Consider the following 23263-nt stretch of genomic DNA (forward strand, 5'->3'; position numbering starts at 1 on the left):
CCTGGAGCGCATGGTCACACCCGATGCCTCCTCGCGCCGTCCCGACGCCCTCACCCTGGAGGTCGTCGAGCTCATCGGCTCGGTGGTGGCCCGCTACCACGAGGAGTACGAGGAAGCCGCCGCCGGTCACGCCCTCACGGGGGCCCAGGCGAAGCTGTTGAGTCTGCTGTCGCTGGAGCCGCTGCCGATGCGGAAGCTGGCGCAGCGGCTGAAGTGCGAGCCGTCGAACGTCACGGGGATCGTCGACCGGCTGGAGGCGCGGGGACTGGCGGAGCGCCGGCCGGATCCGGCGGACCGGCGCGTGAAGCTGGCGGCGGCGACGGAGGAGGGGCGGCGGGTGGCTCGGAGCCTGCGGGAGTCTCTGCGGTTCGCTCGTGAGCCGTTGGCGGGGCTTTCGGAGGGGGAGCGGGTGGCTCTGCGGGACGCTCTGCGGAGGATGCTGGGGTAGCGGCTACGCCGAGTGCGTTGACGGGGTGCCCCGGCGTGGGTGTGGGGCGGGGGTGGGTTGCGCGGCCCGGCGCTTTGCGGGTGCCCCGGCGTGGGTGCGGGCCGGGGGTGCGTTGCGCAGCCCGGCGCTTTGCGGGGTGCCGTCGCGCCCACCCGTGCCGCCCTGGGGGTACCTCCCAGGCCCTTAAGGCACTGGGGGAGGCACGACTGCCCGCGGCTGACGCGGCTACCCGCGGCATGTGGCTGACCGCGGCTGACGCGGCATGTGGCTACCCGCGGCCGATACGGCATGCGGCTGCCCGCGGGAACGCAGGGGCGGGGGTGGTTCAGGTGCACCACCACAGGAAACGGTCGCACGTCTCCGTGGGCTCGGGTTCCGGTTCGGGCTTCTTCGTCGTCGGGTCCGGGTCCGGTTCCGGGGTCTCCGGATCCGCCGGGGGTTCCGGCGGCGGGGGCGTCGTCGGGTCGGTCGTGGGCGGGGCCGCGGATGCGGATGCGGACGAGGGGTCCTGATCGGTCTCGTCCTCCGCCTCCTCGGACTCCTCGCCCGTCGGGGACCCGGAAGCCGACGGGGAGCCGGAAGGCTTCGCACCGGCCGACTTTCCGGGCGCCACCGCGTCCGTGACGCCGTCGCTCGCCGACTCCTTCGGCTCCACCTCCGTCGCGCCGCCGTCCGGGGTCTTCTCCCCGGCGGCGGCCGGCTTCGGGTCCGAGCCGGGCGCGTCCAGGCCGAGTTCCGCGAGGCTCAGTCCGCCCGCCGCGAGGACGAAACCGGCCGCGATCAGCAGGGTGCGGTTGCGCCGGCGGCGGTGCGCCGCGGCCTTGCGGTCCCGGCGGCTCTCGCCGGCCGTGGCGGCCTCGTCCGGTTCGGGTTCCGGTTCCGGCCGCCTCCCCCGGCGCCGGGCCGCCCGGCGCCCGCGCGGCGCGTCGTCCCGCGGTTCGCCGTCCCGCGGCTCCCCGTCGTCGTACTCCCCGGAGTTCTCCGCGACTTGGACGGTCTCCTCGGCCCCGTACGTCTCGCCCTCGTACCCCGGAGGCCCGGCAGGTTCCTGCCGCTGCTGGGCGCGGAGCGTCTCGGCGGGTGTGCCGCAGCCGGGGCAGGCAAGGGCGCCGTTGAGGTGCCGTCGGCACGGGTGGCAAAAGTCCATGACGCGGGAAGGTTAGGTTCCGGTCGGGCCCGCTTCATAGGCCTTGCTGTGAAGGTTTGGTGCGGACCAACGCCCAAGTGTTTCGAAACTGCCGAAACCGTTATGCGCGCGACCCATTGACACCCCCGCCACACCGTCCTTACTGTCACGCCAGCATTTCGAACGTGTGCCGAAATATCGAACGCGTCGAACCGCTGACGACGAAGACAAGGTCCGCCACCACAGCGAGGGGCTAACTGCCGTGCGCATCACCGGAATCAGCACACACGTGGTCGGGACGCCGTGGCGCAACCTGACGTACGTCCAGGTGCACACCGACGAGGGAATCACCGGAGTCGGCGAGACCCGGATGCTGGGCCACACCGACGCCCTCCTGGGTTACCTGAAGGAAGCCGAGGTCAACCATATTCTCGGCTCCGACCCGTTCGCTGTCGAGGACCTGGTCCGCCGGATGAAGTACGGCGACTACGGCCGCGCCGGCGAGATCGTGATGTCCGGCATCGCCGTCGTCGAGATGGCCTGCTGGGACATCAAGGGCAAGGCCCTCGGCGTGCCCGTCTGGCAGCTCCTGGGCGGCAAGGTCACCGACAAGGTCAAGGCGTACGCCAACGGCTGGTACACCACCGAGCGCACCCCCGAGGCGTACCACAAGGCCGCGCAGGGCGTCATGGAGCGCGGGTACCGGGCGCTGAAGATCGACCCGTTCGGCACCGGCCACTTCGAGCTGGACCACGAGCAGACGCTGTACGCGGTCTCGCTGATCGAGGCGGTCCGCGACGCCATCGGCCCGGACGCCGAGCTGATGCTGGAGATGCACGGCCGCTTCTCCCCCGCCACCGCCGTGCGCCTCGCGCACGAGCTGGCGCCGTTCAAGCCGGCCTGGCTGGAGGAGCCGGTCCCGCCGGAGAACCTCAAGGCGCTGGAGAAGGTCGCCGCGAAGGTCGACATGCCCCTCGCCACCGGTGAGCGCATCCACGACCGGATCGAGTTCCGCGAGCTGTTCGAGAGCCAGGCCGTCGACATCATCCAGCCGGACGTCGGCCACATCGGCGGCATCTGGGAGACCCGCAAGCTCGCCGCGACCGCCGAGACCCACTACATGCTGGTCGCCCCGCACAACGTGGGCGGTCCCGTGCTGACCGCCGCGTCCCTCCAGGTCGGCTTCACCGCGCCGAACTTCAAGATCCTGGAGCACTTCAACGACTTCGCGGACGCGGAGATCAAGAAGGTGATCAAGGGCGCGCCCCAGGTGGACCCGGAGGACGGCTGCTTCCACCTCTCCGACGCCCCCGGCCTCGGTGTGGAGCTGGACGTCGACGCGGCGGCCGAGTTCCCGCAGCAGCAGGCCCGGTTCGACCTGTGGGCCGAGGGCTGGGAGACGCGCAAGCCCAAGGGCGCGAAGTGACCGCCGCGGACCGCCGGGAGGCGCGGCGATGAGCACCCAGGTCGTCATCGAGGGACCCGGCGAGCACCGCCTGGTCCCGCACGAGCCGCGCGAGCCCGGTGCCGGCGAGGCCCTGGTGAGGGTGCACGCCGCCGGCATCTGCGGCAGTGACCGCGAGGTGTACCAGGGCAACCGGCCCGAGGGGTACGTGCGGTACCCGCTCGTCCCGGGCCACGAGTGGTCCGGGACCGTGGAGCGGGTGGGCGCGGGCGTGCCCGCCTCGCTGGTCGGCCGCAAGGTCGTCGGTGAGGGCTTCCGCAACTGCCAGGTCTGCGACCGCTGTCACGCCGGTGAGACGACGCTGTGCTCGGCGGGGTACGAGGAGACCGGGTTCACCCAGCCGGGCGCCATGGCCGCCACGCTGACCCTCCCGGCCCGGCTGCTGCACGTCCTGCCCGACGACGCCGACCTGAGCGCCGCCGCGCTCCTGGAGCCGGCCGCCTGCATCGCCGCCGCCGCGCTGAAGGCGAACGCGGTGCCCGGCGAGCGGGTGGCGGTGGTCGGCACCGGCACGCTGGGGATGTTCGCCGTGCAGTTCCTGCGCGCGGGCTCCCCTGCCGAGCTGCTGGTGGTGGGCAGCCGGGGCGACCGCGAGGCGCTGTCCCGGCGGTACGGGGCCACCGACTTCCGCACCAAGGACCGTGAACTCCCGGACGACTTCGACGTGGTGATCGAGACCGCCGGGTCCGCGGACGCGGCCCGCACCGCGGCCTCGCTGCTGCGGCGCGGCGGGCGGCTGGTCCTCACCGGCATCCCGGCGCCGGGCGCCGACGGGCTCGACCCCACGGATCTGGTCGTACGGCAGCTCGAGGTGCACACCGTCTTCGGCGCTCCGCCGGACGCCTGGGCGCACACCGTGCGGGTGTTCGCCGCCGGACTGCTCGATCCGCTGCCGCTGGTGAGCCACGAGCTGCCGCTGGCCGAGTTCCCGGGGGCCATCGAGCTGGTGGGGTCCGGCGACCCGAAGGTGGGCAAGGTGCTGTTGCGTCCCTAGTCCGTACGCCGGTGCGGGGACGACCTGACGGCCCCCGTACCGGCGTGCACCCGGCCCCGCCCCGAACCCGCCCGACTCGTACCCCGAGCCGCGAACTTCGTCCGATATATCGAACCAAAGGACACCCTGTGACCGACGCTTCCGCCACGGCTCCCCGCAGGCCCGGTGAGCAGACCCTCGCCGCGCTCGGCATGAGCGCCCCCGCCCCCGATCCCGCCGACGCCTCGCCGCACACCTTCCCCGGCGGCGGCCGCTGGCGCACCGAGGTCCCCTCGTGCGAGGGGCCCGAGGCGCTGGCCGTGGTACTGAAGGAGGCCTCGCGCCTCGACGTGCCGATCCACCGGATCAGCCAGGGCAGCGGCGTCTGGATGCTGACCGACGCCGAGATCACCGAGATGGTCGAGGCCACCGCGGAGCGCGACATCGAGCTCTGCCTGTTCACCGGCCCGCGCGGCACCTGGGACATCGGCGGCTCCACCCGTACCGACTCGGGCGGCGCCGGACTGCGCGCCCGGGGCCACGACGCGGTCGCCGGCTGTGTCGAGGACGCCGTGCGCGCCACGGAGCTGGGCGTCAAGTGCCTGCTCGTCGCCGACGAGGGCGTGCTGTGGACGCTGCACCGGGCGCGGGCGGCCGGGCTGCTCCCCGCCGACACCACGCTGAAGCTGTCGGCGCTCGTCGGGCCGGTCAACCCGGCCTCGTTCGCGGTCTACGAGCGGCTCGGCGCCGACTCGATCAACGTCCCCAGCGATCTGACGCTCGATCACCTCACCGAGATACGGCGGGTTTCGGCCACGCCGATGGACATGTACATCGAGGCCCCCGACGACCTCGGCGGCTATGTGCGGATGTACGAGGTCGCCGAACTCATCCGGCGCGGCGCCCCGCTGTACCTGAAGTTCGGTCTGGCCAAGGCGCCCGGTATCTACCCGTACGGGCACCACCTGCGGGAGCTGACCCTGGCGACCGCGAAGGAGCGTGTGCGGCGCGGCCGGCTGGCCCTGGACCTGCTGGCCCGCCACGGCGCGGACGGCGACATGGCGCCGCTCGGATCCCGGCTTCCGGGTGACCAGCGGCGGTTCGAGATCTCGTCATAACGTTCCGGAAACTCGGCTTCACACAAGTGGACACAGCCGCGCACAATCGCACACACCTCTTTTCCGGCCCCCTCCGGTCCCACCCCCGAGAACGCCTTGCTCGTCCGGACCGACCCCGCACACACATCAAGGATGATGATCATGCGTAATCGCAGAGCCGCACTCGCCGCCGTCGCCTCGGCCGCCGCCCTCGCCCTCACCCTGACCGCCTGCGGCCAGAGCAGCGAGGGCGGCAGCGAGGAGGACAAGGGCGGCTCGGACGGAGCCACCATCGGCATCGCGATGCCGACCAAGTCCTCCGAGCGCTGGATCGCCGACGGCAACAACGTCGTGAAGGAACTCGAGGCCAAGGGCTACAAGACCAAGCTGGTCTTCGGCGAGGACGACCCCGACCAGCAGGTCTCGCAGATCGAGAACATGATCACGCAGGGCGTGGACGCCCTGATCGTGGCGGCCATCGACAACAAGTCGCTGAACAACGTCATGCAGCAGGCCAAGGACGCCGACATCCCGGTGGTCTCCTACGACCGCCTCATCCTCGGCACGGAGAACGTCGACTACTACGCCTCGTTCGACAACGAGAAGGTCGGCGAGCTCCAGGGCAGCTACATCGTCGAGAAGCTCGGCCTGAAGGACGGCAGCGAGAAGGGCCCCTTCAACATCGAGCTGTTCGCCGGCTCCAACGACGACAACAACACCCGCTACTTCTTCCAGGGCGCGATGAACGTCCTGCAGCCCTACATCGACAAGAAGCAGCTCGTCGTCAAGTCCGGCCAGACGCAGCTGAACCAGGTCACCACCCTGCGCTGGGACGGCGGCACCGCGCAGAAGCGCATGGACGACATCCTGACCTCGGCCTACCGCAGCGACCGGGTGGACGCGGTGCTGTCGCCGTACGACGGCATCTCCATCGGCATCCTGTCCGCCCTCAAGTCGGACGGCTACGGCGCCAAGGACAAGCCGCTGCCCGTCGTCACCGGCCAGGACGCCGAGGTGGCCTCGGTGAAGTCGATCATGTCGGGCCAGCAGTCGATGACCGTCTTCAAGGACCTCCGCGAACTCGCCAAGGTCGCCTCCAACATGGTCGACGCGCTGCTCAACGACAAGAAGCCCGAGACCAACGACACCACGTCCTACGACAACGGCGCCAAGGTCGTCCCCGCCTACCTGCTGGAGCCGGTCGCGGTGGACAAGGACAACTACCAGAAGACCCTCGTCGACTCCGGCTACATCAAGGACAGCGACCTCAACTGACCCCCGCCCCCCCCACGGATTGGAAGGCACGACCATGGCGGGACCCGTCCTGGAAATGCGCTCGATCGTCAAGACCTTTCCCGGCGTCAAGGCGCTGTCGGACGTCACCCTGACCGTCCAGCAGGGCGAGGTCCACGCCATCTGCGGCGAGAACGGCGCCGGCAAGTCGACCCTCATGAAGGTCCTCTCCGGCGTCCACCCGCACGGCACCTACGAGGGCGACATCCTCTTCGAGGAACAGCTCTGCCGGTTCAAGGACATCCGGGCCAGCGAAGAGCACGGCATCGTGATCATCCACCAGGAACTGGCCCTGGTGCCCTACCTGTCGATCGCCGAGAACATCTTCCTCGGCAACGAACACGCCACGCGCGGGTTCATCAACTGGAACGACACCCTCAGGCACGCCACCGAACTGCTGCGCCGGGTCGGGCTCGACGAGCACCCGGAGACCCGGGTCGCCGACATCGGCGTCGGCAAGCAGCAGCTGGTGGAGATCGCCAAGGCGCTGTCGAAGAAGGTGAAGCTGCTCATCCTCGACGAGCCCACCGCGGCGCTCAACGACGAGGACAGCGGCAAACTCCTCGACCTGATCCTCCAGTTGAAGGATCAGGGCATCACCTCGATCATCATCTCCCACAAGCTGAACGAGATCCGCGCGGTCGCCGACTCGGTGACGATCCTGCGGGACGGGCGCACCATCGAGACGCTCGACGTGAAGGCCCCGGAGACCAGCGAGGACCGGATCATCAGCGGGATGGTCGGCCGCGACCTGGAGCACCGCTTCCCGGAGCGCACCCCGCACCAGCCGGAGGAGGGCGCCGCCCCGGCCCTGGAGATCCGCAACTGGACCGTGCACCACCCGATCGACCAGCACCGCAAGGTCGTCGACGACGTGTCGCTGACGGTCCGGCGCGGCGAGATCGTCGGCATCGCCGGGCTGATGGGCGCCGGCCGCACCGAACTCGCGATGAGCGTCTTCGGCCGCACCTACGGCCGGCACGCCGCGGGCACCGTCCTCAAGGACGGCACGGAGATCCGTACGAAGACCGTCCCCGAGGCGGTCGGCCACGGCATCGCGTACGTCACCGAGGACCGCAAGCACTACGGCCTGAACCTCATCGACACCATCAACCGCAACATCTCGCTCAGCGCCCTGAAGAAGGTCGCCAGGCGCGGTGTGGTGGACGAGCACGAGGAGCGGCAGGTCGCCGAGGGCTTCCGGAAGTCCATGAACATCAAGGCGCCGACGGTGTTCGAGCCGGTGGGCAAGTTGTCCGGCGGCAACCAGCAGAAGGTCGTGCTCAGCAAGTGGATCTTCGCCGGTCCCGATGTGCTGATCCTCGACGAGCCGACGCGCGGCATCGACGTCGGCGCCAAGTACGAGATCTACACGGTCATCGACCAGCTGGCCGCCCAGGGCAAGGCGGTCGTCTTCATCTCCTCCGAGCTGCCCGAACTGCTCGGCATGTGCGACCGCATCTACACGATGGCCGCGGGGCGGCTGACCGGTGAGTTCTCGCGGGCCGAGGCCTCCCAGGAATCGCTGATGCGTCAGATGACTAAGGACAAAGAGGTATCCCGATGAGCAGCACGGAAGTCACCGACAAGACGCCGGCGGCCGCGCCGCCGGGCAAGGGCGGGGCGGGCGGCGGCGACGGCCTGCTCCAGATCATGCTGGACGGCATGCGCCGCAACATGCGGCAGTACGGCATGCTGATGGCGCTCGGCCTGATCGTGGTGCTGTTCGCGGTGTGGAGCGGCGGCGACCTGCTGCTGCCGCGCAACGTCTCCAACCTGGTGCTGCAGAACAGCTACATCCTGATCCTCGCGATCGGCATGATGCTGATCATCATCGCGGGCCACATCGACCTGTCGGTCGGCTCACTGACGGCGTTCGTCGGCTCGATGGCCGCGGTGTTCATGGTCAGGAACGACCTGCCCTGGCCGGTCGCGGTGGTGCTGTGTCTGGCCGTGGGCGCCCTCGCGGGCGCGATACAGGGATGGTTCATCGCCTACGGCGGCATACCGTCGTTCATCGTGACCCTCGCGGGCATGCTGACCTTCCGCGGTCTCACCGAGATCTTCCTGGAGGGCCAGACCCTCGGCCCCTTCCCCAAGGGCCTGCAGAAGGTCGCCAACGGCTTCATGCCCGAGGTCGGCCCCGAGACCAACTACCACAACCTCACCCTGCTCCTCGGCTTCGCACTGATCGCGCTCGTGGTCCTCCAGGAGGTCCGCGACCGCCGCCGCCAGAAGGAGTTCGACCTCGACGTCCTGCCCACCAAGCTGTTCCTGCTGAAGCTCGTCGCGCTCGGCTCCGCCATCCTGGTCGTGACGCTGCTGCTGGCCAGCTACAAGGGCGCCCCGATCGTGCTGCTGATCCTCGGCGCGCTGCTCGTCGGCTTCGGCTACATGATGCGCAACGCCGTCATCGGCCGCCACATCTACGCCATCGGCGGCAACCTGCCCGCGGCCAAGCTGTCGGGCGTGCGGGACAAGAAGGTCACCTTCCTGGTCTTCCTGAACATGGGCATGCTCGCGGCCCTGGCGGGTCTGGTCTTCGCCGCCCGCTTCAACGCGGCCTCTCCCAAGGCCGGCCTCAACTTCGAGCTGGAGGCGATCGCCGCCGCGTTCATCGGCGGCGCGTCGATGAGCGGCGGCGTCGGCACGGTCCTCGGCGCGATCATCGGCGGCCTGGTCCTGGGCGTGCTGAACAACGGTATGAACCTCGTCGGCATCGGCACCGACTGGCAGCAGGTCATCAAGGGCCTGGTGCTGCTGGCGGCCGTCGGCTTCGACGTGTGGAACAAGCGCAAGTCCGGTTCGTAAGTCAGCTCGGGCCCCGCCGGACGGCGGGGCCCCTTCCTTTTCGGGAGCCGCACGGATGGAACTGAACAGACGCACGGTCATCGCGGGCGCGGCGGCGGCCGGGGCAGCCGCCACCACCACCGCGTTCGGCGGAACGGCACACGCCTCGTCAGGCAGGGGGAAGCCGGTGAAGTCGCTCTTCGGCAGACTCGCGGACGGCACCAAGGTCCACCGCTGGTCGCTGGAGAACGGCGGCACCCGGATGAAGGTCCTCTCCTACGGCGGCATCGTCCAGTCCCTGGAGATCCCCGACCGCCGCGGCCGGTACACCAACGTCTCCCTCGGCTTCAACACCATCGAGGAGTACGTCGCCTCCAGCCCCTACTTCGGCGCGCTGATCGGCCGCTACGGCAACCGCGTCGACCAGGGCCGCTTCACCCTCGACGGCACCCCGTACCAGCTCTCCGTCAACGACGGCGAGAACAGCCTGCACGGCGGCGCCCAGGGCTTCGACAAGCGGGTCTGGGACGTCGAGCCGTTCACCCGGGGCTCCGACGTCGGCCTGCGCCTGTACTACACCAGCGTCGACGGCGAGATGGGCTACCCGGGCACGCTGCGCACGAAGGTCACGTACACCCTCACCCGTGACGGCGACTGGCGCGTCGACTACGAGGCCACCACCGACAAGGCCACCGTCGTCAACCTCACCAGCCACGTCTACTGGAACCTCGCCGGCGAGGGCAGCGGCTCGATCCACGACCACGAGCTGTCCATCGCCGCCTCCCGCTACACGCCGGTCGACTCGGGGCTGATCCCCACGGGCGAACTGGCGCGGGTCGCGGGCACCCCCTTCGACTTCCGCCGGGCCAAGCCGGTCGGCCGGGACATCCGCACCGCACACCAGCAGGTGCTCTACGGGCAGGGCTTCGACCACAACTGGGTGCTCGACAAGGGCATCACCCGCCGTCCCGAGCAGGTCGCCGTCCTCCGCGACCCGTCCTCCGGCCGCACGCTGAGGATCGCGACGAACGAGCCGGGCCTGCAGTTCTACTCCGGCAACTTCCTCGACGGCACCCTCGTCGGCACCGGCGGCCGGGTCTACCGGCAGGGCGACGGGCTGTGCCTGGAGACCCAGCACTTCCCGGACGCGCCGAACCAGCCGTCGTTCCCGTCGACCGTGCTGCGGCCGGGGCAGACGTACCGGACGACGACGGTCCACTCGTTCGGGGCATGAGCCCCGGCGAATCGCCGCCGTCACATTTTCCTCACACGAACTGAACGGCGGCGCGTCCCGCTCCGTACTCCTGGGTGGCCCGTGCTCCCCCGCGCGGGCCACCCAGGCATGACGGGTCCGCCACCTCCCCAGCGGGCCCGCCGCACACGGAGGTTCCCTTGGCCGACAACGTCACCTCGTTGTTCCGCAGCACCACGGCGCACAGTCCGTCGATGGCGGCGCTGACACGGGAGAGCGACGGGGCCGGCCCGGTGGACTTCTGCATCCCCTGCAACCCGTACTTCCCCACCCCCGCCATGTTCGAGGACATGGCGGGCCGGCTGCGCGACATCATCACGTACTACCCGAGCAGCGCCGACACCATCACGGCCGAACTGTGCGGCCTGCTCCGACTGCCGCCGCAGTGCGTGGCGATGGGCAACGGCTCGACCGAGCTGATCACCTGGATCGACCACCTGCTGGTCCGTGAGTCCCTCGCCGTCCCCGTCCCCACCTTCGGCCGCTGGACCGACCAGCCCATGGAGACCGGCAAACGGGTCGACATGTTCCCGCTCCAGGAGGCCGGCGGCTTCGCCCTCGACCTCGCGCAGTACGCCGAGTTCATCCGGGCGCGCGGCACCCGGGTCGCCGTCATCTGCAACCCCAACAACCCCGACGGCGGCTTCCTCCACAAGCACGCGATCGTGCAGTTCATGGACGCCATGGCCGACCTGGACCTGGTGGTGATCGACGAGTCGTTCCTGGAGTTCGCCGACGCGGAGAACGAGCCGAGCGTGGTGCAGGAGGCGATGCTGCGCCCCAACGTCATCGTGCTGCGCAGCCTCGGCAAGAACTTCGGCCTGCACGGCATCCGCTTCGGCTACCTGGTCGCCAACCCGGCCCTGGCGGGGCGGGTGAGATCCATGCTCCCCAAGTGGAACCTCAACTCCTTCGCCGAGCACGTGGTGTTCATGCTGAAGGAGCACGGCGCCGAGTACGCCCAGAGCCTGCACCAGGTCCGCCGCGACCGGATGGACATGTCCGGCCAGCTCTCCTCGCTGCCCGGACTGACGGTCTACCCGTCCCAGGGCAACTTCCTCTTCGTGCGCCTCCCCGTGGGCGCCGAGGGCACCGTGGTCCGGGACCGGATGCTCACCGAGCACCGGATCCTGGTCCGCGAGTGCGGCAACAAGATCGGCTCGTCCAGCCGCTTCCTGCGTCTCGTGGTACGCCCCCAGGTCGACGTGCGCCGCCTGGTGTCCGGCCTGGAACAGGTGCTCTACGGGACGTCCAGGAGGGGAGGCGCCGCGCCCGAGCAGGCCACCGGGACCGGCTACAGCTCGGGCACGGCGGCCGTGGACCGGCTGGTGAGCCGGACCAACGGGGCCGGCGTGCGGGGGCTCGCCGCTCAGACCGCCGGTGCCGGCGTTCCGGGGTTCGCCGCCGCTCCGTCCGCCGGCACCGGCATGCCGCTCCCCGCCGCCGCGTCCGCCCCCGCGGTGGGCGCGGGCGGCGGGATGCCGGTGCCGGCCGCGGCTTCGGTGGTGACGGGGGCACCCGGAACGCCTCAGCCGGTCGCCCAGCCCGTGCCGCAGCAGGTCCCCGCGCCGGTGCCGCAGCCCGTGCCACAGCAGGTCCCGGCGTCGGTGCCGCAGCCCGTACCGCAGCCCGTGCCGGTGCCTGCGCCCGTCCAGCCGCTCGCGCCCGTGGCGCAGGCGCCGATGCCCGCCGCGGCGTTCCCCGCACCGGCACCGACGGCGGCCCAGGTACCACCGCAGATGCCGCCGCCCGCCGGTCCCACCCCGCCCGGTGTCCCCGCCCGCGGCGGCCTGACGGCCGCCCAGGTCAGGGGCACCGACGGCCTCTCCATGGCCCCGGCGACGGGCTGGCAGGGGCCGCGGAGCTGGCCGAACCCGGCGGGGATGGACCAGGTGGGCTGAGCCCGCCGGCATCCGCTCAGGGAGTGCCGGGCCTCACTCGGAGGGAGTGGCCGGGACGGTCGGGCAGGGCGAGGCGGTCGGGGAGGCGCTGGGGTCGGGGGACGGGGTCGCGGACTCCGTGGCGCAGTCGTCCGGGGCGGTGGGCGAGGGGCTCGGGCCGGTCGGGTCCGGCGAGGGTGACGGGGACCCGGTGGGGGACTCGCCGGGCGGCTGCGAGGGGTCCGGGCTCGTCGGAGACGCCGTCGGGGAGGAGGGCTCCGGAGACGGGGAGGTCGTCGGACGCGGGGTGGACGACGGTGAGGGAGCGGAGGGGGACGGCCCGGGGCCGCCCGACGTGCCCGGGTCCGGGCCGATGACGATGCCGCCGCCCTCGTTCCCGCCCCCCTTGCCGCCGCTCCCGCCGTCGACGGGCTCGGTCGCCGGGGTCTCACCGCCCGCGCCGGGACTCCTCGGGACGACGCCCTCGCCGTCGGGGACGGTGTGGACCCCCCGGCCGTAGAACTCCAGCCAGTACCTGACCAGCCTCAGGTAGGAGTACGAGTGGTTGTAGCTGAGGACCGCCCGGTCCAGGTCCGCCGCCCGGCCCAGATCCCGGTCGCCGGCGCACAGGTAGTGGCCGGCCGCCAGGGCCGCGTCGAAGACGTTGTTCGGGTCGGCGCGGCCGTCGCCGTTGCCGTCCGTGCCCCAGCGGGCCCAGGTGGACGGCAGGAACTGCATCGGCCCCACCGCGCGGTCGTAGACCGTGTCACCGTCGTGGGCGCCCCCGTCCGTGTCCCGGATCAGGGCGAAACCCCGCCCGTTGAGCGGCGGTCCGGTGATGCGGCCCAGCGTCGTGCCGTTCCGGTCGACCGCGCCGCCGCGCGCCTGGCCCGACTCGACCTTGCCGATCGCCGCGAGCAGTTCCCAGGGCAGCCGGCAGCCGGGGTCCGTGTCGCCGACGGAGGCCTCGGCGCCGCGGTAGGCGCGCAGCACGGTGGCCGGGATGCCCGACTGGGAACGGAGGTCCCGCACGAGCACCGGGGGCGCCGACGCGACGTCCGGGGTGTCCAGGGGCGGGAGTTCGGTGTGGTAGGAGCCGTCACCCGGAGGGGCTAACTCGGTGTACGGGCCGCCTGCCGCCGGTGTGCGCACGTCGTCGGCGAGCGGGGCGGCGCGGTCGTCCTTCGCGTCCCGGGTGAGGCCGGGCGCCTGGGAGGCGGTGAGGGCCGCCATGGCCGCCACTGCGACGGCGGTCGTCCGCAGTCCCCTGCGGGTCCGGCCGGCATACGGGCGTCGGGCGGCGCGGCGTACGGGCATGACTGTCGCTCCTGTGGGTGGTGTGCCGGTGGGAGGGGCGGTCGTACGGTCCTCAGCGGCCGAAGGTGTCGATGCCGGAGACGAGCCAGCGTCCGTCGCGGTGTACGACGTCGACGGCGAGCATGGCCCCCGCGTACACGCCCTCGTCCTTCGCGTCCTTCGAGTCCTCCGCGTCCTTCGCGTCCTTCGTGCTCCCGGCGGTGCCGACGCTGCTCTGGTCGGCGTAGACGAGGACCCGGGCCCGGTCGCCGTCGATCCGTTCGACCGCGCTCTCGGTGACCGTCGTGGTGATCACCGCCTTCTGTTCGTCGGCCCGCTCGCGGACGTCGGCGAGCAGGGCTCCGTGCTGGTCGACGGCCTTTCCCGTGAGGAGGTCCTCCGCGGCTTTCTCCAGGGCGCCGGGGTCGGTGTGGTCGTAGGAGAAGAGCGCGTCGACGGCCTTGGCCGTCTGCCCCTTGATCTCGCTGGTGCGGGCCAGGTCGGTCAGGGCGGTGTTGTGTCGCGCGGGGTCGTCCCGGAGCGCTTCGGCCTCCGCGTGCGCCCAGCCGGCGAAGCCGCCGAGGAGCACGGTCAGCGCGCAGAGCGCCACGAGGCCCACCGGCCGGCGCGGCCGGGTCCGGCCGGCCTTCCCGTCGTCGGCCGCGACCGGTTCCGCCGTCCGCGCGGAGGCCGGCGACGGGGACGAGGCGCCGGAGGGGGACAGGAGCGCCGTGCCGCGCGTACGGGTCCGGCCTCCCGTGCTCTCCGGGGCCCCGGCGGAGCCGGCGGGGGCGGCGGGGGCGGCGGGGGCGGCGGGCCGGGTCTCGCGGGCCTGGCGGCGGCGCTGGCGGTTGATGTGGTGGCGGGTCGTCGACATGGTGCGGTGTCCTCCTCGGTGCGGCCGGCTGCCGCGGTACGGGACCGGGTCAGCCGGCCGATGTGCCGCCCACGGGTGCCTGGCCCAGGGCGCTCAGCTTCCACCGGCCGTCGGTCCGGGTGAGTTCGCCGAGCATGCGGCTGTCCTTGTCGGTCTTCGCGCCGTCGGACGCCTTGACGGTGACCCGCAGGGCGATCAGCACCCGGGCGCGGCCGGCCCGGTCGTCGAGTTCGGTGACGGCGCCCGACAGCACCCGGGCCGTGGTGACCGTTTTCGCCGCCTTCACCTGTTCGGCGAACTCGGCGCGTCCGGAGGTCAGTTGTTCGTGCAGTTCGCCGGTGGTCGACGACTCCCAGAGGTCGAGGCCCCGGTCCACGTCGCGGTGGTCGAGCGTGTTGAGGTTCTGTACGGCCTGCTCCCCGGCGGCGAGTGCCTCGTCCCGTTGCCCGGCGTACGCGGCCCGGTCGTCGTGGGCCGCGCGGTACCAGTCCTGCCCGGCCCACGCGGCGAAGCCGCCCGCCACGAGGGTGAGGGCGAGGACCAGGGCCGGCAGCGGCCGGGAGCGGGTTCCGGCGAGGGCGCGGACCACGCGTTCCATGGGGTGCTCCAGTCTCCCGCGCACGTTCAGCGGGCCTTGATGTCGACGATCCGCCACCGGTCGTCCTCGAACCGGGCCGTGACGGTGAGCTGGGCCGCCGCGGTGGTGACCTCGGCCTCGCCCCCGCCCTTGTGGGAGGTCTGGTCGAGGAAGACCAGCAGGCGGGCCTCGTCGCCGTCGAGTTCGACCACTCCGGTGCGGACGGCCCGGGTGCTCAGGGTGACGCGCTGCTCGGTGAGGTCGTCGCGGACCCGCTCGAAGAGGGTTTCGTACTGGCGGGCGGCGCGCCCGTCGAGAACGGTGCGCGCGGAGCGCTCGGCGGCCGCGGTGCCGTCCGGCGTGTAGGAGAAGACACGGGCGAGGGCGTTGCCGACGTCGCCGGCGACGCGGGTGGTGGCCCCGGTGTCGGTGAGCGCGTGGTTGCGGGCGGACGCGGCCGACCTCAACTGGTGGGCCCCGTGGAAGAAGCCACCGCCACCGAGGACGAGCACCACGACGGCTGTGACGGCCGCGGCCCGCCGCAGCCGCCCGTCCGGCGGGCGGTGGGCGCGGGCACCGTCCGGCACGCCGGCGGCGGACCCGGGCTCCTGCCCGCCCTCCTCCGCTACGGACTCGGGCCCGTCCCCGCCCTCCCTCCCGGCGGGCGCGCCCGCCGGGTCCGCCTCCGTGCCGGGCTCCGGTGGTCCGCCCCTGCGCAGCAGTCGCGTCAGCGTCATCGGTCGCCGTCCTCCTTCTCGCCCTCGACCGGTACCGCGCTCAGCGCCCTCACCTTCCACTCCCCCTCGCCCGTGCGGGCCAGGACCGCCTCCAGGCGCTTGCGGTCGGTGGTCGGCCGCTTCGTCCCGGCGGGCGTGACCTCGACGCGGACGGTGGCGATGAGCTTGGCCGTGCCGGACCGCGTGTCGAGCGCGGTGACGGCGGCCTCGGTGACCGTGCCGCGCGCCGAGGCGCCCGCCTCGGCGTCGGTACGGCCCAACTCCTCGCGCAGCGGCCCGGTGGAGGCGGCGCGCCAGGCCCGGATGCCCTGCTCCGCCCGCTGCCGGGTGGAGGCGTCGAGCGTGGTGAGAGCCGCGATGCCCGCCCGTCCGTCGGCGAGCGCCTCGTCCCGCTCCCGGCCGTACGCGAGCGAGTCGTCGGTGCGGGCCTGCGCGTACGTCCACGCGCCGGTGCCGCAGAAGCCGAGGGCCAGCACGAGCCCTGCCCCGGTGAGGATCCGGGCCCTCCTCATCGCGTACCACCGGTGGCCGGGGTGAGGAGTCCCGACAGGTCCGCCGGTGCCTCGCCGCTCCGTCCGGGCAGGGCGAGCGCGCCGGGGAGCGCCGCGGACCCGTCCTTCGCCGGTGTCCCGCCGCTGCCCGAGGGCAGGGAGCCGGGCCTGGCCGGTTCGGGCACCGCGCCGCCCTTCGGGGCGTTCGCCGAACCGCGTACGTTCGAGCCGCCCGAGGCCGGGGCGGTGCAGGCCGCGCCGGTGTTGAGGGCGGGCGCGGTGCCGAGGTCGAGGCCGTTGCGGTAGCGCGTGGCGCCGTATCCGTCGGTGCAGGGCAGGGGGGCGAAGAAGGTGACGGCCATGCCGAGGTTCAGCTTCCCTCCGTCGACGGCGGTGGAGCCGGCGGCGACGGCCGCCGGGTACTTCACGAGGAGTTCCTCGATGCCGCGCTGCCGGGTGACGGCGACCTCGGAGGTGGTGAGGAGGTTGGCGAGGACGACGCCGAGGCTCGGGTCGAGGTCCCGCAGCAGGCCGCTGACCTGGGTGGCGGCCTCGGGGGTGACCGCGAGGAGGCGGCGCAGGTCGGCGTCGGAGCCCTTGAGGGCGCGGGCCAGTTCCTCCGCCCCGGTGGCGAAGTCTCGGATGGCCTTCGCCTCCTGGGCCTGGGTGCGCAGGACGGTCTCGCCGTCGTCGATGAGCAGGGTGGTGGACGGCAGGGCGCGGTCGGCGGCCTCGACGAAGTCGCCGCCGCTGTCGATCAGCGCCTGGAGGTCGTCGCCGTGCCCTTCGAAGGCCTTGCCGAACTCGTCGACGACCGTGCGCAGATCCTCCAGCGGGACGGAGCTGACGAGCTCGTCGACGCTGGTGAGGACGTCGGTGACGGGTGCGGGCACCTGGGTGTCGGCCTGTTCGATGCGGGTGCCGTCGGCGAGGTAGGGGGAGCCGTCGCTCTCGGGCCGCAGGTCGATGTACTGCTCGCCGACGGCGGAGAGTCCGGCGACCACGGCCTTGGTGTCGGCGGGGATGCGGGGGGCGGACTTCTTGATGCGGAGTTCGGCGACGACGCCGTCGGCGGTGAGGCCGATCGGGCCGACGCGGCCCACCGAGACGCCCCGGTAGGTGACGTCGGAGTGGGTGAACAGGCCTCCCGTGTGCGGGAGTCGCACGTCCACCGTGTAGTAGTCGGCGACGCCCACGTACCGGCCGAGGTCGGCGTAGCGGATGCCGAGGAAGGAGAGGGCGAGGACGGCGACGAGGAGGAAGGCGAGGTTCTTCAGCCGTACGGCGAGGGTGATCACCTGCTCTCACCTCCGGACCCGGACACGGAGGGCAGCGGCAGGGGCGAAGAGCTCCCCGGCGGCGACGCGGACGACGACGGCGACCCGGAGGACGAGGCGGACGGCGCCCCGGAGCCCGTCTTCCCGCCGTCGTCCTCCCCGGAGGACCGCTTCTTCCCCGCCGCGCCCGTCCCGCCGCCCACCGTGAAGGTGGGGGTGGGGGAGGGCGAGGACGGGTCCTCGATCGGCGGGATCACCTGTGTCCCCGGTACGGCGGCCATGTTCAGGTACGCGTTGAGGTAGTCGCCCTTCACCCCGCGCAGCACCTCGTCGGTGAACGGGTACGTCACCAGCACCTGGAGCGAGTCGGGCAGGTCCGTGCCCGCGTCGGCGAGCGCCTTCAGCGTCGGCGCGATGGCCTTGAGGTCGGCGATCATGTCGTCCTTGCTCGCGTTGACGGTGGAGACGGCGACGCCGGAGAGCGTGTCGAGGGAGCGCAGCATGGTCAGCAGGGAGCCGCGCTGCTTCTCCAGCGTCTTCAGTCCGGGCGAGAGGCCGGTGAGGACGGTGCCGACGTCGTCCTTGCGGGTGGCGAGGGTCGAGGAGAGCCGGTTGACGGCGTCGAGGGCGTCGGTGATGTCTCCCCGGTGGTCGTCGAGGTCGGTCACCAGGGTGTCGACCCGTTTCAGCATGGAGCGGACCTCGGGCTCGCGGCCGCCGAGGGCCGCGTTGAGCTCCCGGGTGATGGTCTTGAGCTGGTTGACGCCGCCGCCGTTGAGGAGCAGGGACAGCGCGCCGAACACCTCCTCGACCTCGGTGTTGCGGCTGGTGCGGGCCAGCGGGATGACGTTCCCGTCCGTCAGCCGGCCGGCTCCGGTCTCCTCGGCGGGTGCGACGAGCTGGATGTACTTCTCGCCCAGCAGGCTGGACTGTTCGAGCCGTGCGGTGGTGTCGGCGGGCAGCCGCACATCGCCGTTGATCTCCATGGTGACGCGGGCCGACCAGTCGTCGCGGCCGAGTTCGATGCCGGTGATCCGGCCGACGGCGACGTCGTCGACCTTCACCGCGGCGTGCGGGACCAGGCTGAGCACGTCGTGGAGTTCCGCGGTGACGGTGTAGGGGTGGTCGCCGAGGTCGGCGCCGCCGGGCAGCGGCAGGTCCTCGATGCCGTCGAAGCGCGGCGGTCCGACGGTGACCGCGCCGAGGGCGAGGGTGAAGCCGAGGCCGAGGGCGATCAGTCCGCCCGCGGTGAGGCCCGCGGCCCGGCCCGCGGTGAGCGCGCCGCGCTTCATCGGCCGTCCCCCTTCCGCCCGTCGGACGCACCGGCCACGGGCAGCGGCAGCAGCGGGCCGCCGATGCTGATCTCGTTGAGGTTGGCGCGGCCGTCGAGGGTGCGGGTGTCGGGGTTGTAGGCGCTTACGACGTTGCCCGCGGCCAGCGGTGCCACGTCCAGCGCCTCGGCCAGCGAGGCCCGTTGCTCGACCAGGGTGCGGGTGATGGGGACGAGCCGGTCGACGTTCTTCTTCAGCTCGCCCCGGTTGTCCTCGATGAAGGTCTTGACCTGGCCGAGAGCCTTGCCGAGTTCCTCCAGCGCGCCGGTGAGGTCGTCCTTGTTGTCGGCGAAGAAGCCGACGACCTCGTCCAGGCGTTCCTGCGCGGTGCGCACGTCGGTGTCCTTGTTCTTCAGCATGGTGGTGAAGGTCTGGAGGCTGCCGAGGGTCTTGAACAGGTCGCCGCTGCTGCCGTCGAGGGTCTTGGCCGCCTTGCCGAACTCCTCGACGCTCTCGCCGATGGCCTCGCCGTTGCCGTCGAGGTTGTCGGCGCCGGTCCTCAGCAGTTCGGACAGGGCGCCGTCGGCGTTGGCGCCGTCCGGGCCGAGGGCCTCGCCGAGTTCGGTGATCGACTCGTAGATCTGGTCGATCTCGACGGGGAGGCGGTTGCGCGAGGCGGGCAGCACGGCGCCGTCGGCGAGGGCGGGGCCCGTGCTGTGGGCGGGGGTGAGCTGCACGTAGCGGTCGGCGACGACACTCGGCGCGACGACGACGGCCCGCGCGCCCTCGGGGACCTTGACCCCCTCGTCCAGGCGGAGGCCGACGCGGACCGTGGTGCCCTCGGGCCGCACCGACTCCACCTCGCCGACCCGTACCCCGAGGACGCGCAGGTCGGATCCGGCGTAAATGCCGGTGGCGCGGTCGAAGTAGGCGGTGATGCGGGTGCCGTCGGATGCGAGGGCCCGGACGGTGGCCACGCCGCCGGCGGCGAGCACCAGGAAGGCGAGCACGCCGGTGAGGATCTTTCCGCGTCGGTTCATCACTCACCGCTCCCCTGGGCCGCCGCCGGCTGTTTCGGCGGCAGGCATCCGGTCTCGGGCTGGGAGGTCTCGGGCAGGTAGTCGCGGGGCACGACACCGCACAGGTAGCTGTCGAACCAGCGGCCGTTGCCGAGGGTGTTGCCGACCAGGCGGTAGTACGGGCCGACCAGCGCGAGGGTCTTGCCGAGCTGGGTGTTGTTCTCCTCCAGGACACCGGTGACGCGGCTCAGGGCCTTGAGGGTGGGGCCGAGCTGCTTCTCGTTGTCCTCGACGAGGCCGCCGAGTTCGGTGCCGAGGTCCTTGCTGCCCTTGAGCAGGGCCTTGATGGCGGCGCGGCGGTCCCTCAGTTCGCCGAGCAGGGAGCCGCCGTCCTCGATGAGGGTCTCGAAGCTGGACTTCCTGTTCTCCAGCGTCTTGGTGAACCTGGCGCTGCCCTTGAGGAGTTCGGCCAGTTCCGCGTCGCGCTCGGAGACGGACCGCGACAGGTCGGACAGGCCGGTGGCGGCCTTGCGCACATGGGGCGGTGAGTCCTCGAAGGTGTCGGAGATGGTCTCGAAGCTCTCCGCGAGCCGCCGTGTGTCGATGTCGTCGACGGTGCCGCTGAGGTCCTGGAACGCCTGGGTCACGTCGTAGGGGGAGGTGGTGCGGGTCAGCGGGATGCGGCTGCCGGGGTCCTGCCGGCCGGAGCCGAGCGGGTCGAGCGCCAGGTACTTGTCGCCGAGGACGGTCTTGATGGCGATGGCGGCGGTCGTGCGGTCGCCGAGCCAGGCGTCCTCGACCTCGAAGGTGACCTTCACCTTGGCGCCGTCGAGCGCGACGCCGGTGACCTGGCCGACCTTGACACCCGCGATGCGCACCTCGTCTCCCTCGTCCAGGCCCGCGGCCTCGGAGAAGTCGGCGCTGTAGGCGGTTCCGCCGCCGAACGGAAGCCGGTCGACGTTGTAGGCGAGGAGGGCGATCAGGGTGAGGACGAGCAGCCCGACGACGCCGACGGCGACGGGGTCGCGCTCTTTCACGGGTTTGATGTGCGGGCGTCTCATCCGCGGCACCTCGATTCGGTGATCGCGATGCCGGTCGGCGGTTCGGAGCCGTCGGAGGTGGTGACTCCGCTCACGCGCGCCTCGCAGAGGTAGAGGTTGAACCACGATCCGTAGGAGGACAGGCGGGCCAGGGCGGTCATCTTGGCGGGGGTCTTCTCCAGGAAGTCCTCGATCTGCGGGGTGTGCTCGCCGAGGTTCGCCGAGAGCCGGCCCAGTTCGCGGATGTCCTGTTCGAGGGGCTCCCGTCCGTCCTCGAGGAGGTCGGCGGTGACGGTGGTCAGGTCGCCCATGGCCGCGACGGCCTTGCCGAGGGGTTCGCGGTCCTCGTTGAAGCCGGTGACGAGTTCCTGGAGGGTGACGACGAGGTCGTCGAAGCTGTCCTCGCGGTCGTTGAGGGTGTCCAGGACGGTGGTGAGGTTCCCGACGACCTGGCCGATCACCTCGTCCTTGGCGGCGACGGTCGTACTGAGCGAGCCGATGTGGCGGATCAGGCTGTCGACGGTGGCGCCCTCGCCCTGGAGCACCTGCACGATGGATCCGGCGAGTTCGTTGACGTCCTTCGGCGAGAGTCCTTCGAACAGCGGTTTGAAGCCGTTGAAGAGCAGGGTCAGGTCGAGCGCGGGCGTGGTGCGCTCCAGCGGGACGGTGCCACCCTCCTCCAGGGTGCCGGTGAGGTCGCCGCTGCCGCGGCCGAGGGAGACGTAGCGCTGGCCGACCATGTTGAGGTACTTCACGGCGGCGGTGGTCGACCGGGGCAGCCGGCGGTCGTCGCGGACGGTGAAGGTGACCTGCGCGGTGCGCCGTTCCACCACGCGCACGTCGGTGACCTCGCCGACCTCCACCCCGGAGATCCGCACGCTGTCGCCGTCGACGAGTCCGGTGACGTCGGTGAACAGGGCCTTGTAGGTGGTGGTGCCGGTGTCGGAGCCGACGCCGGTGTTGGCGACGCCGATGCCGAGCACGGTCGTGGCGAGGGCGGTGACCACCACGAAGGCGAGGGACTTGAGCAGCGGCCCGGTCAGCGGGCGGCGCCGGGTGTGCGCGTCGTCGGCGGTGGTCATCCGAGGGTCACCTCCGTACCGCGGTAGACGGGGCCGACGAGCAGGCTGCTCCAGTCGGGCAGGTCGCCGGGGCTCTTGCCGGCGGCGGGGGCGAGGAGTTCGTTGACGAGGTCGTTCTCCGCAGGGGAGTTGGCGGGTCCGAGGTCCTGCTCGGCCGCGGGGCCGGCGGCCGGGGCGGCGGGCCGGGGCAGCGAGCCGAGGTAGGGCACGGAGGGGCAGCGGGGGCCGCCGCCGGAGTCGTACACCGGGGTGTCGCGGCCGGGGCGGTAGGCGCCGCGCGAGGCGACGGTGGTGACGTCGACGTGGATGCCGGGCCGGTCGGTGCCCTTGCCGAGCGCCTTGTCCATGGCCGGGACGAACTCGGCGAGGGTGCGCAGGGTGCAGGGGAAGGCCGGGGAGTACTCGGCGAGCAGTTCCAGGGTGGGCCGGCCGGCGGCGCCGAGCCGGATGATGTTGTCCTTGTTCTTCCGCAGGAAGGCCGTCACGTCCTCGGCCGTCCGGGTGGTGGCGCCGAGGGTGGCGGCGAGTTCGGCCTCCTGCTCGGCGAGGGTGCCGCTGGTGGTGGTGAAGTCGGTGAGCGCCGTGATGACGTCGGGCGCGGCGTCCGCGTAGACATGGCTGACCTTCACGAGTTCCCTGAGGTCACGGTTGAGGGCGGGCAGGTGGGGGTTGAACTCCGCCAGGTGCTCGTCCAGCAGGCTCAGCGTCTCGCCGAGCCGGTCCCCGCGGCCTTCCAGGGCCTGGGAGACGGCCGACAGGGTCGCGGAGAGCTTCTGCGGCTGGACGGCGGTGAGCATCGGCAGGACGTCGTCGAGCACCTGCTGGAGTTCGATGGCGTTCTCGGAGCGGTCCTGGGGGACGACGGCTCCGGCGGCCAGGGGCTCGGGCGAGGGGTCCTCGGGCGGTACGAGGGCCACGAACCGTTCGCCGAACAGGGTGGTCGGCAGCATCTGCGCGCGGACGTCGGACGGTACGTCGTCCAGCGTGCCGGGCTTCATGGCGAGGGTGAGCCGGGCGCCGTCGCCGGTGGCGTCGATGGCGCGGACCTCGCCGACGACGACGCCGCGCAGTTTCACCTCGGCGCCCGGGTGCATCTGGTTGCCGGCGCTGCCGGTCTCGACGACCACCGGGTCGGAGTCGGTGAACTTCTTGTCGTAGACGGCGACGGACAGCCAGATCAGCAGGGCCGGCACCAGCACGAACACCACCCCGGCCAGCCGGCGGCGCAGCGTCCGGCCTCCGTGTCCTCGGGATCCGCGGGGTCCGCTCATC

General features: G+C 72.0%; 21 protein-coding genes. 9 read left to right on the forward strand and 12 right to left on the reverse strand.

Annotated features, from left to right (window positions below):
- Nucleotides 1-10: 10 nt before the first annotated feature.
- Nucleotides 11-448 (forward strand): MarR family winged helix-turn-helix transcriptional regulator, encoded by a 438-nt coding sequence (locus ACZ62B_RS23180; protein WP_344564744.1) that lies wholly within the window; start codon nucleotides 11-13, stop codon nucleotides 446-448.
- 325 nt (nucleotides 449-773) lie between these two features.
- Here ACZ62B_RS23180 and ACZ62B_RS23185 read toward each other — a convergent pair whose 3' ends face one another.
- Nucleotides 774-1595 (reverse strand): SCO2400 family protein, encoded by an 822-nt coding sequence (locus ACZ62B_RS23185; RefSeq protein ID WP_468889392.1) that lies wholly within the window; start codon nucleotides 1593-1595, stop codon nucleotides 774-776.
- A 241-nt stretch (nucleotides 1596-1836) separates the two neighbouring features.
- Here ACZ62B_RS23185 and ACZ62B_RS23190 point away from each other — a divergent pair, with 241 nt between their 5' ends.
- From ACZ62B_RS23190 to ACZ62B_RS23225, 8 genes are all read left to right on the forward strand, one after another.
- Nucleotides 1837-3000: a mandelate racemase/muconate lactonizing enzyme family protein gene (locus ACZ62B_RS23190; protein WP_344564740.1), complete on the forward strand. Its 1164-nt coding sequence runs from the start codon at nucleotides 1837-1839 to the stop codon at nucleotides 2998-3000.
- A gap of 28 nt (nucleotides 3001-3028) precedes the next feature.
- Complete coding sequence (locus ACZ62B_RS23195) at nucleotides 3029-4033, forward strand: zinc-dependent alcohol dehydrogenase (RefSeq protein WP_344564735.1); 1005 nt, start codon at nucleotides 3029-3031, stop codon at nucleotides 4031-4033.
- 128 nt (nucleotides 4034-4161) lie between these two features.
- Complete coding sequence (locus ACZ62B_RS23200; RefSeq protein WP_344564733.1) at nucleotides 4162-5130, forward strand: hypothetical protein; 969 nt, start codon at nucleotides 4162-4164, stop codon at nucleotides 5128-5130.
- Between the two features lie 141 nt (nucleotides 5131-5271).
- Nucleotides 5272-6384 (forward strand): multiple monosaccharide ABC transporter substrate-binding protein, encoded by a 1113-nt coding sequence (chvE, locus tag ACZ62B_RS23205; RefSeq protein WP_344564731.1) that lies wholly within the window; start codon nucleotides 5272-5274, stop codon nucleotides 6382-6384.
- 34 nt (nucleotides 6385-6418) lie between these two features.
- Nucleotides 6419-7969 (forward strand): multiple monosaccharide ABC transporter ATP-binding protein, encoded by a 1551-nt coding sequence (gene mmsA / locus ACZ62B_RS23210; RefSeq protein ID WP_344564729.1) that lies wholly within the window; start codon nucleotides 6419-6421, stop codon nucleotides 7967-7969.
- Complete coding sequence (gene mmsB, locus ACZ62B_RS23215; protein ID WP_344564727.1) at nucleotides 7966-9213, forward strand: multiple monosaccharide ABC transporter permease; 1248 nt, start codon at nucleotides 7966-7968, stop codon at nucleotides 9211-9213. Before mmsA ends, mmsB begins: the two co-directional genes overlap by 4 nt.
- A 55-nt stretch (nucleotides 9214-9268) precedes the next feature.
- A complete protein-coding gene (locus tag ACZ62B_RS23220) occupies nucleotides 9269-10426 on the forward strand; it encodes an aldose epimerase family protein (RefSeq protein ID WP_344564725.1) in 1158 nt (385 codons plus the stop codon).
- 158 nt (nucleotides 10427-10584) lie between these two features.
- The gene (locus ACZ62B_RS23225) at nucleotides 10585-12345 is read left to right on the forward strand and encodes a pyridoxal phosphate-dependent aminotransferase (RefSeq protein WP_468878590.1); all 1761 of its coding nucleotides are present in this window, start codon (nucleotides 10585-10587) and stop codon (nucleotides 12343-12345) included.
- Between the two features lie 33 nt (nucleotides 12346-12378).
- On the opposite strand, the gene ACZ62B_RS23230 is transcribed toward ACZ62B_RS23225, so the two are convergent.
- From ACZ62B_RS23230 to ACZ62B_RS23280, 11 genes are read right to left on the reverse strand one after another with little or no spacing between them, the layout of a single operon-like run.
- Entirely contained in the window at nucleotides 12379-13641 is a 1263-nt protein-coding gene (locus tag ACZ62B_RS23230; RefSeq protein WP_344564721.1) for a lytic transglycosylase domain-containing protein, read from the reverse strand.
- 52 nt (nucleotides 13642-13693) lie between these two features.
- Nucleotides 13694-14497 (reverse strand): hypothetical protein, encoded by an 804-nt coding sequence (locus ACZ62B_RS23235; RefSeq protein ID WP_469691910.1) that lies wholly within the window; start codon nucleotides 14495-14497, stop codon nucleotides 13694-13696.
- Between the two features lie 49 nt (nucleotides 14498-14546).
- Nucleotides 14547-15095, reverse strand: coding sequence for a nuclear transport factor 2 family protein (locus tag ACZ62B_RS23240; RefSeq protein WP_468724988.1), 549 nt, complete (start codon nucleotides 15093-15095; stop codon nucleotides 14547-14549).
- Nucleotides 15096-15121: 26 nt separating this feature from the next.
- A complete protein-coding gene (locus tag ACZ62B_RS23245; RefSeq protein WP_468889384.1) occupies nucleotides 15122-15811 on the reverse strand; it encodes a hypothetical protein in 690 nt (229 codons plus the stop codon).
- On the reverse strand, nucleotides 15808-16323 hold the full coding sequence (locus ACZ62B_RS23250) for a hypothetical protein (protein WP_468878583.1): 516 nt from the start codon (nucleotides 16321-16323) through the stop codon (nucleotides 15808-15810). Before ACZ62B_RS23250 ends, ACZ62B_RS23245 begins: the two co-directional genes overlap by 4 nt.
- A complete protein-coding gene (locus ACZ62B_RS23255; RefSeq protein ID WP_344564713.1) occupies nucleotides 16320-17600 on the reverse strand; it encodes an MlaD family protein in 1281 nt (426 codons plus the stop codon). Before ACZ62B_RS23255 ends, ACZ62B_RS23250 begins: the two co-directional genes overlap by 4 nt.
- A complete protein-coding gene (locus ACZ62B_RS23260; RefSeq protein WP_344564711.1) occupies nucleotides 17597-18871 on the reverse strand; it encodes an MCE family protein in 1275 nt (424 codons plus the stop codon). The genes ACZ62B_RS23255 and ACZ62B_RS23260 overlap by 4 nt, the downstream gene beginning before the upstream one ends.
- The gene (locus ACZ62B_RS23265) at nucleotides 18868-19890 is read right to left on the reverse strand and encodes an MCE family protein (protein WP_468878579.1); all 1023 of its coding nucleotides are present in this window, start codon (nucleotides 19888-19890) and stop codon (nucleotides 18868-18870) included. The genes ACZ62B_RS23260 and ACZ62B_RS23265 overlap by 4 nt, the downstream gene beginning before the upstream one ends.
- Nucleotides 19890-20930: an MCE family protein gene (locus ACZ62B_RS23270; RefSeq protein WP_468724999.1), complete on the reverse strand. Its 1041-nt coding sequence runs from the start codon at nucleotides 20928-20930 to the stop codon at nucleotides 19890-19892. Before ACZ62B_RS23270 ends, ACZ62B_RS23265 begins: the two co-directional genes overlap by 1 nt.
- Complete coding sequence (locus ACZ62B_RS23275) at nucleotides 20927-21991, reverse strand: MlaD family protein (protein WP_344564705.1); 1065 nt, start codon at nucleotides 21989-21991, stop codon at nucleotides 20927-20929. Before ACZ62B_RS23275 ends, ACZ62B_RS23270 begins: the two co-directional genes overlap by 4 nt.
- Nucleotides 21988-23262, reverse strand: a complete 1275-nt coding sequence (locus ACZ62B_RS23280) for an MCE family protein (protein ID WP_344564703.1) — start codon at nucleotides 23260-23262, stop codon at nucleotides 21988-21990. The genes ACZ62B_RS23275 and ACZ62B_RS23280 overlap by 4 nt, the downstream gene beginning before the upstream one ends.
- Nucleotide 23263 lies beyond the last annotated feature (1 nt).

It is taken from the genome of Streptomyces sp. NPDC053426, from assembly GCF_055585405.1.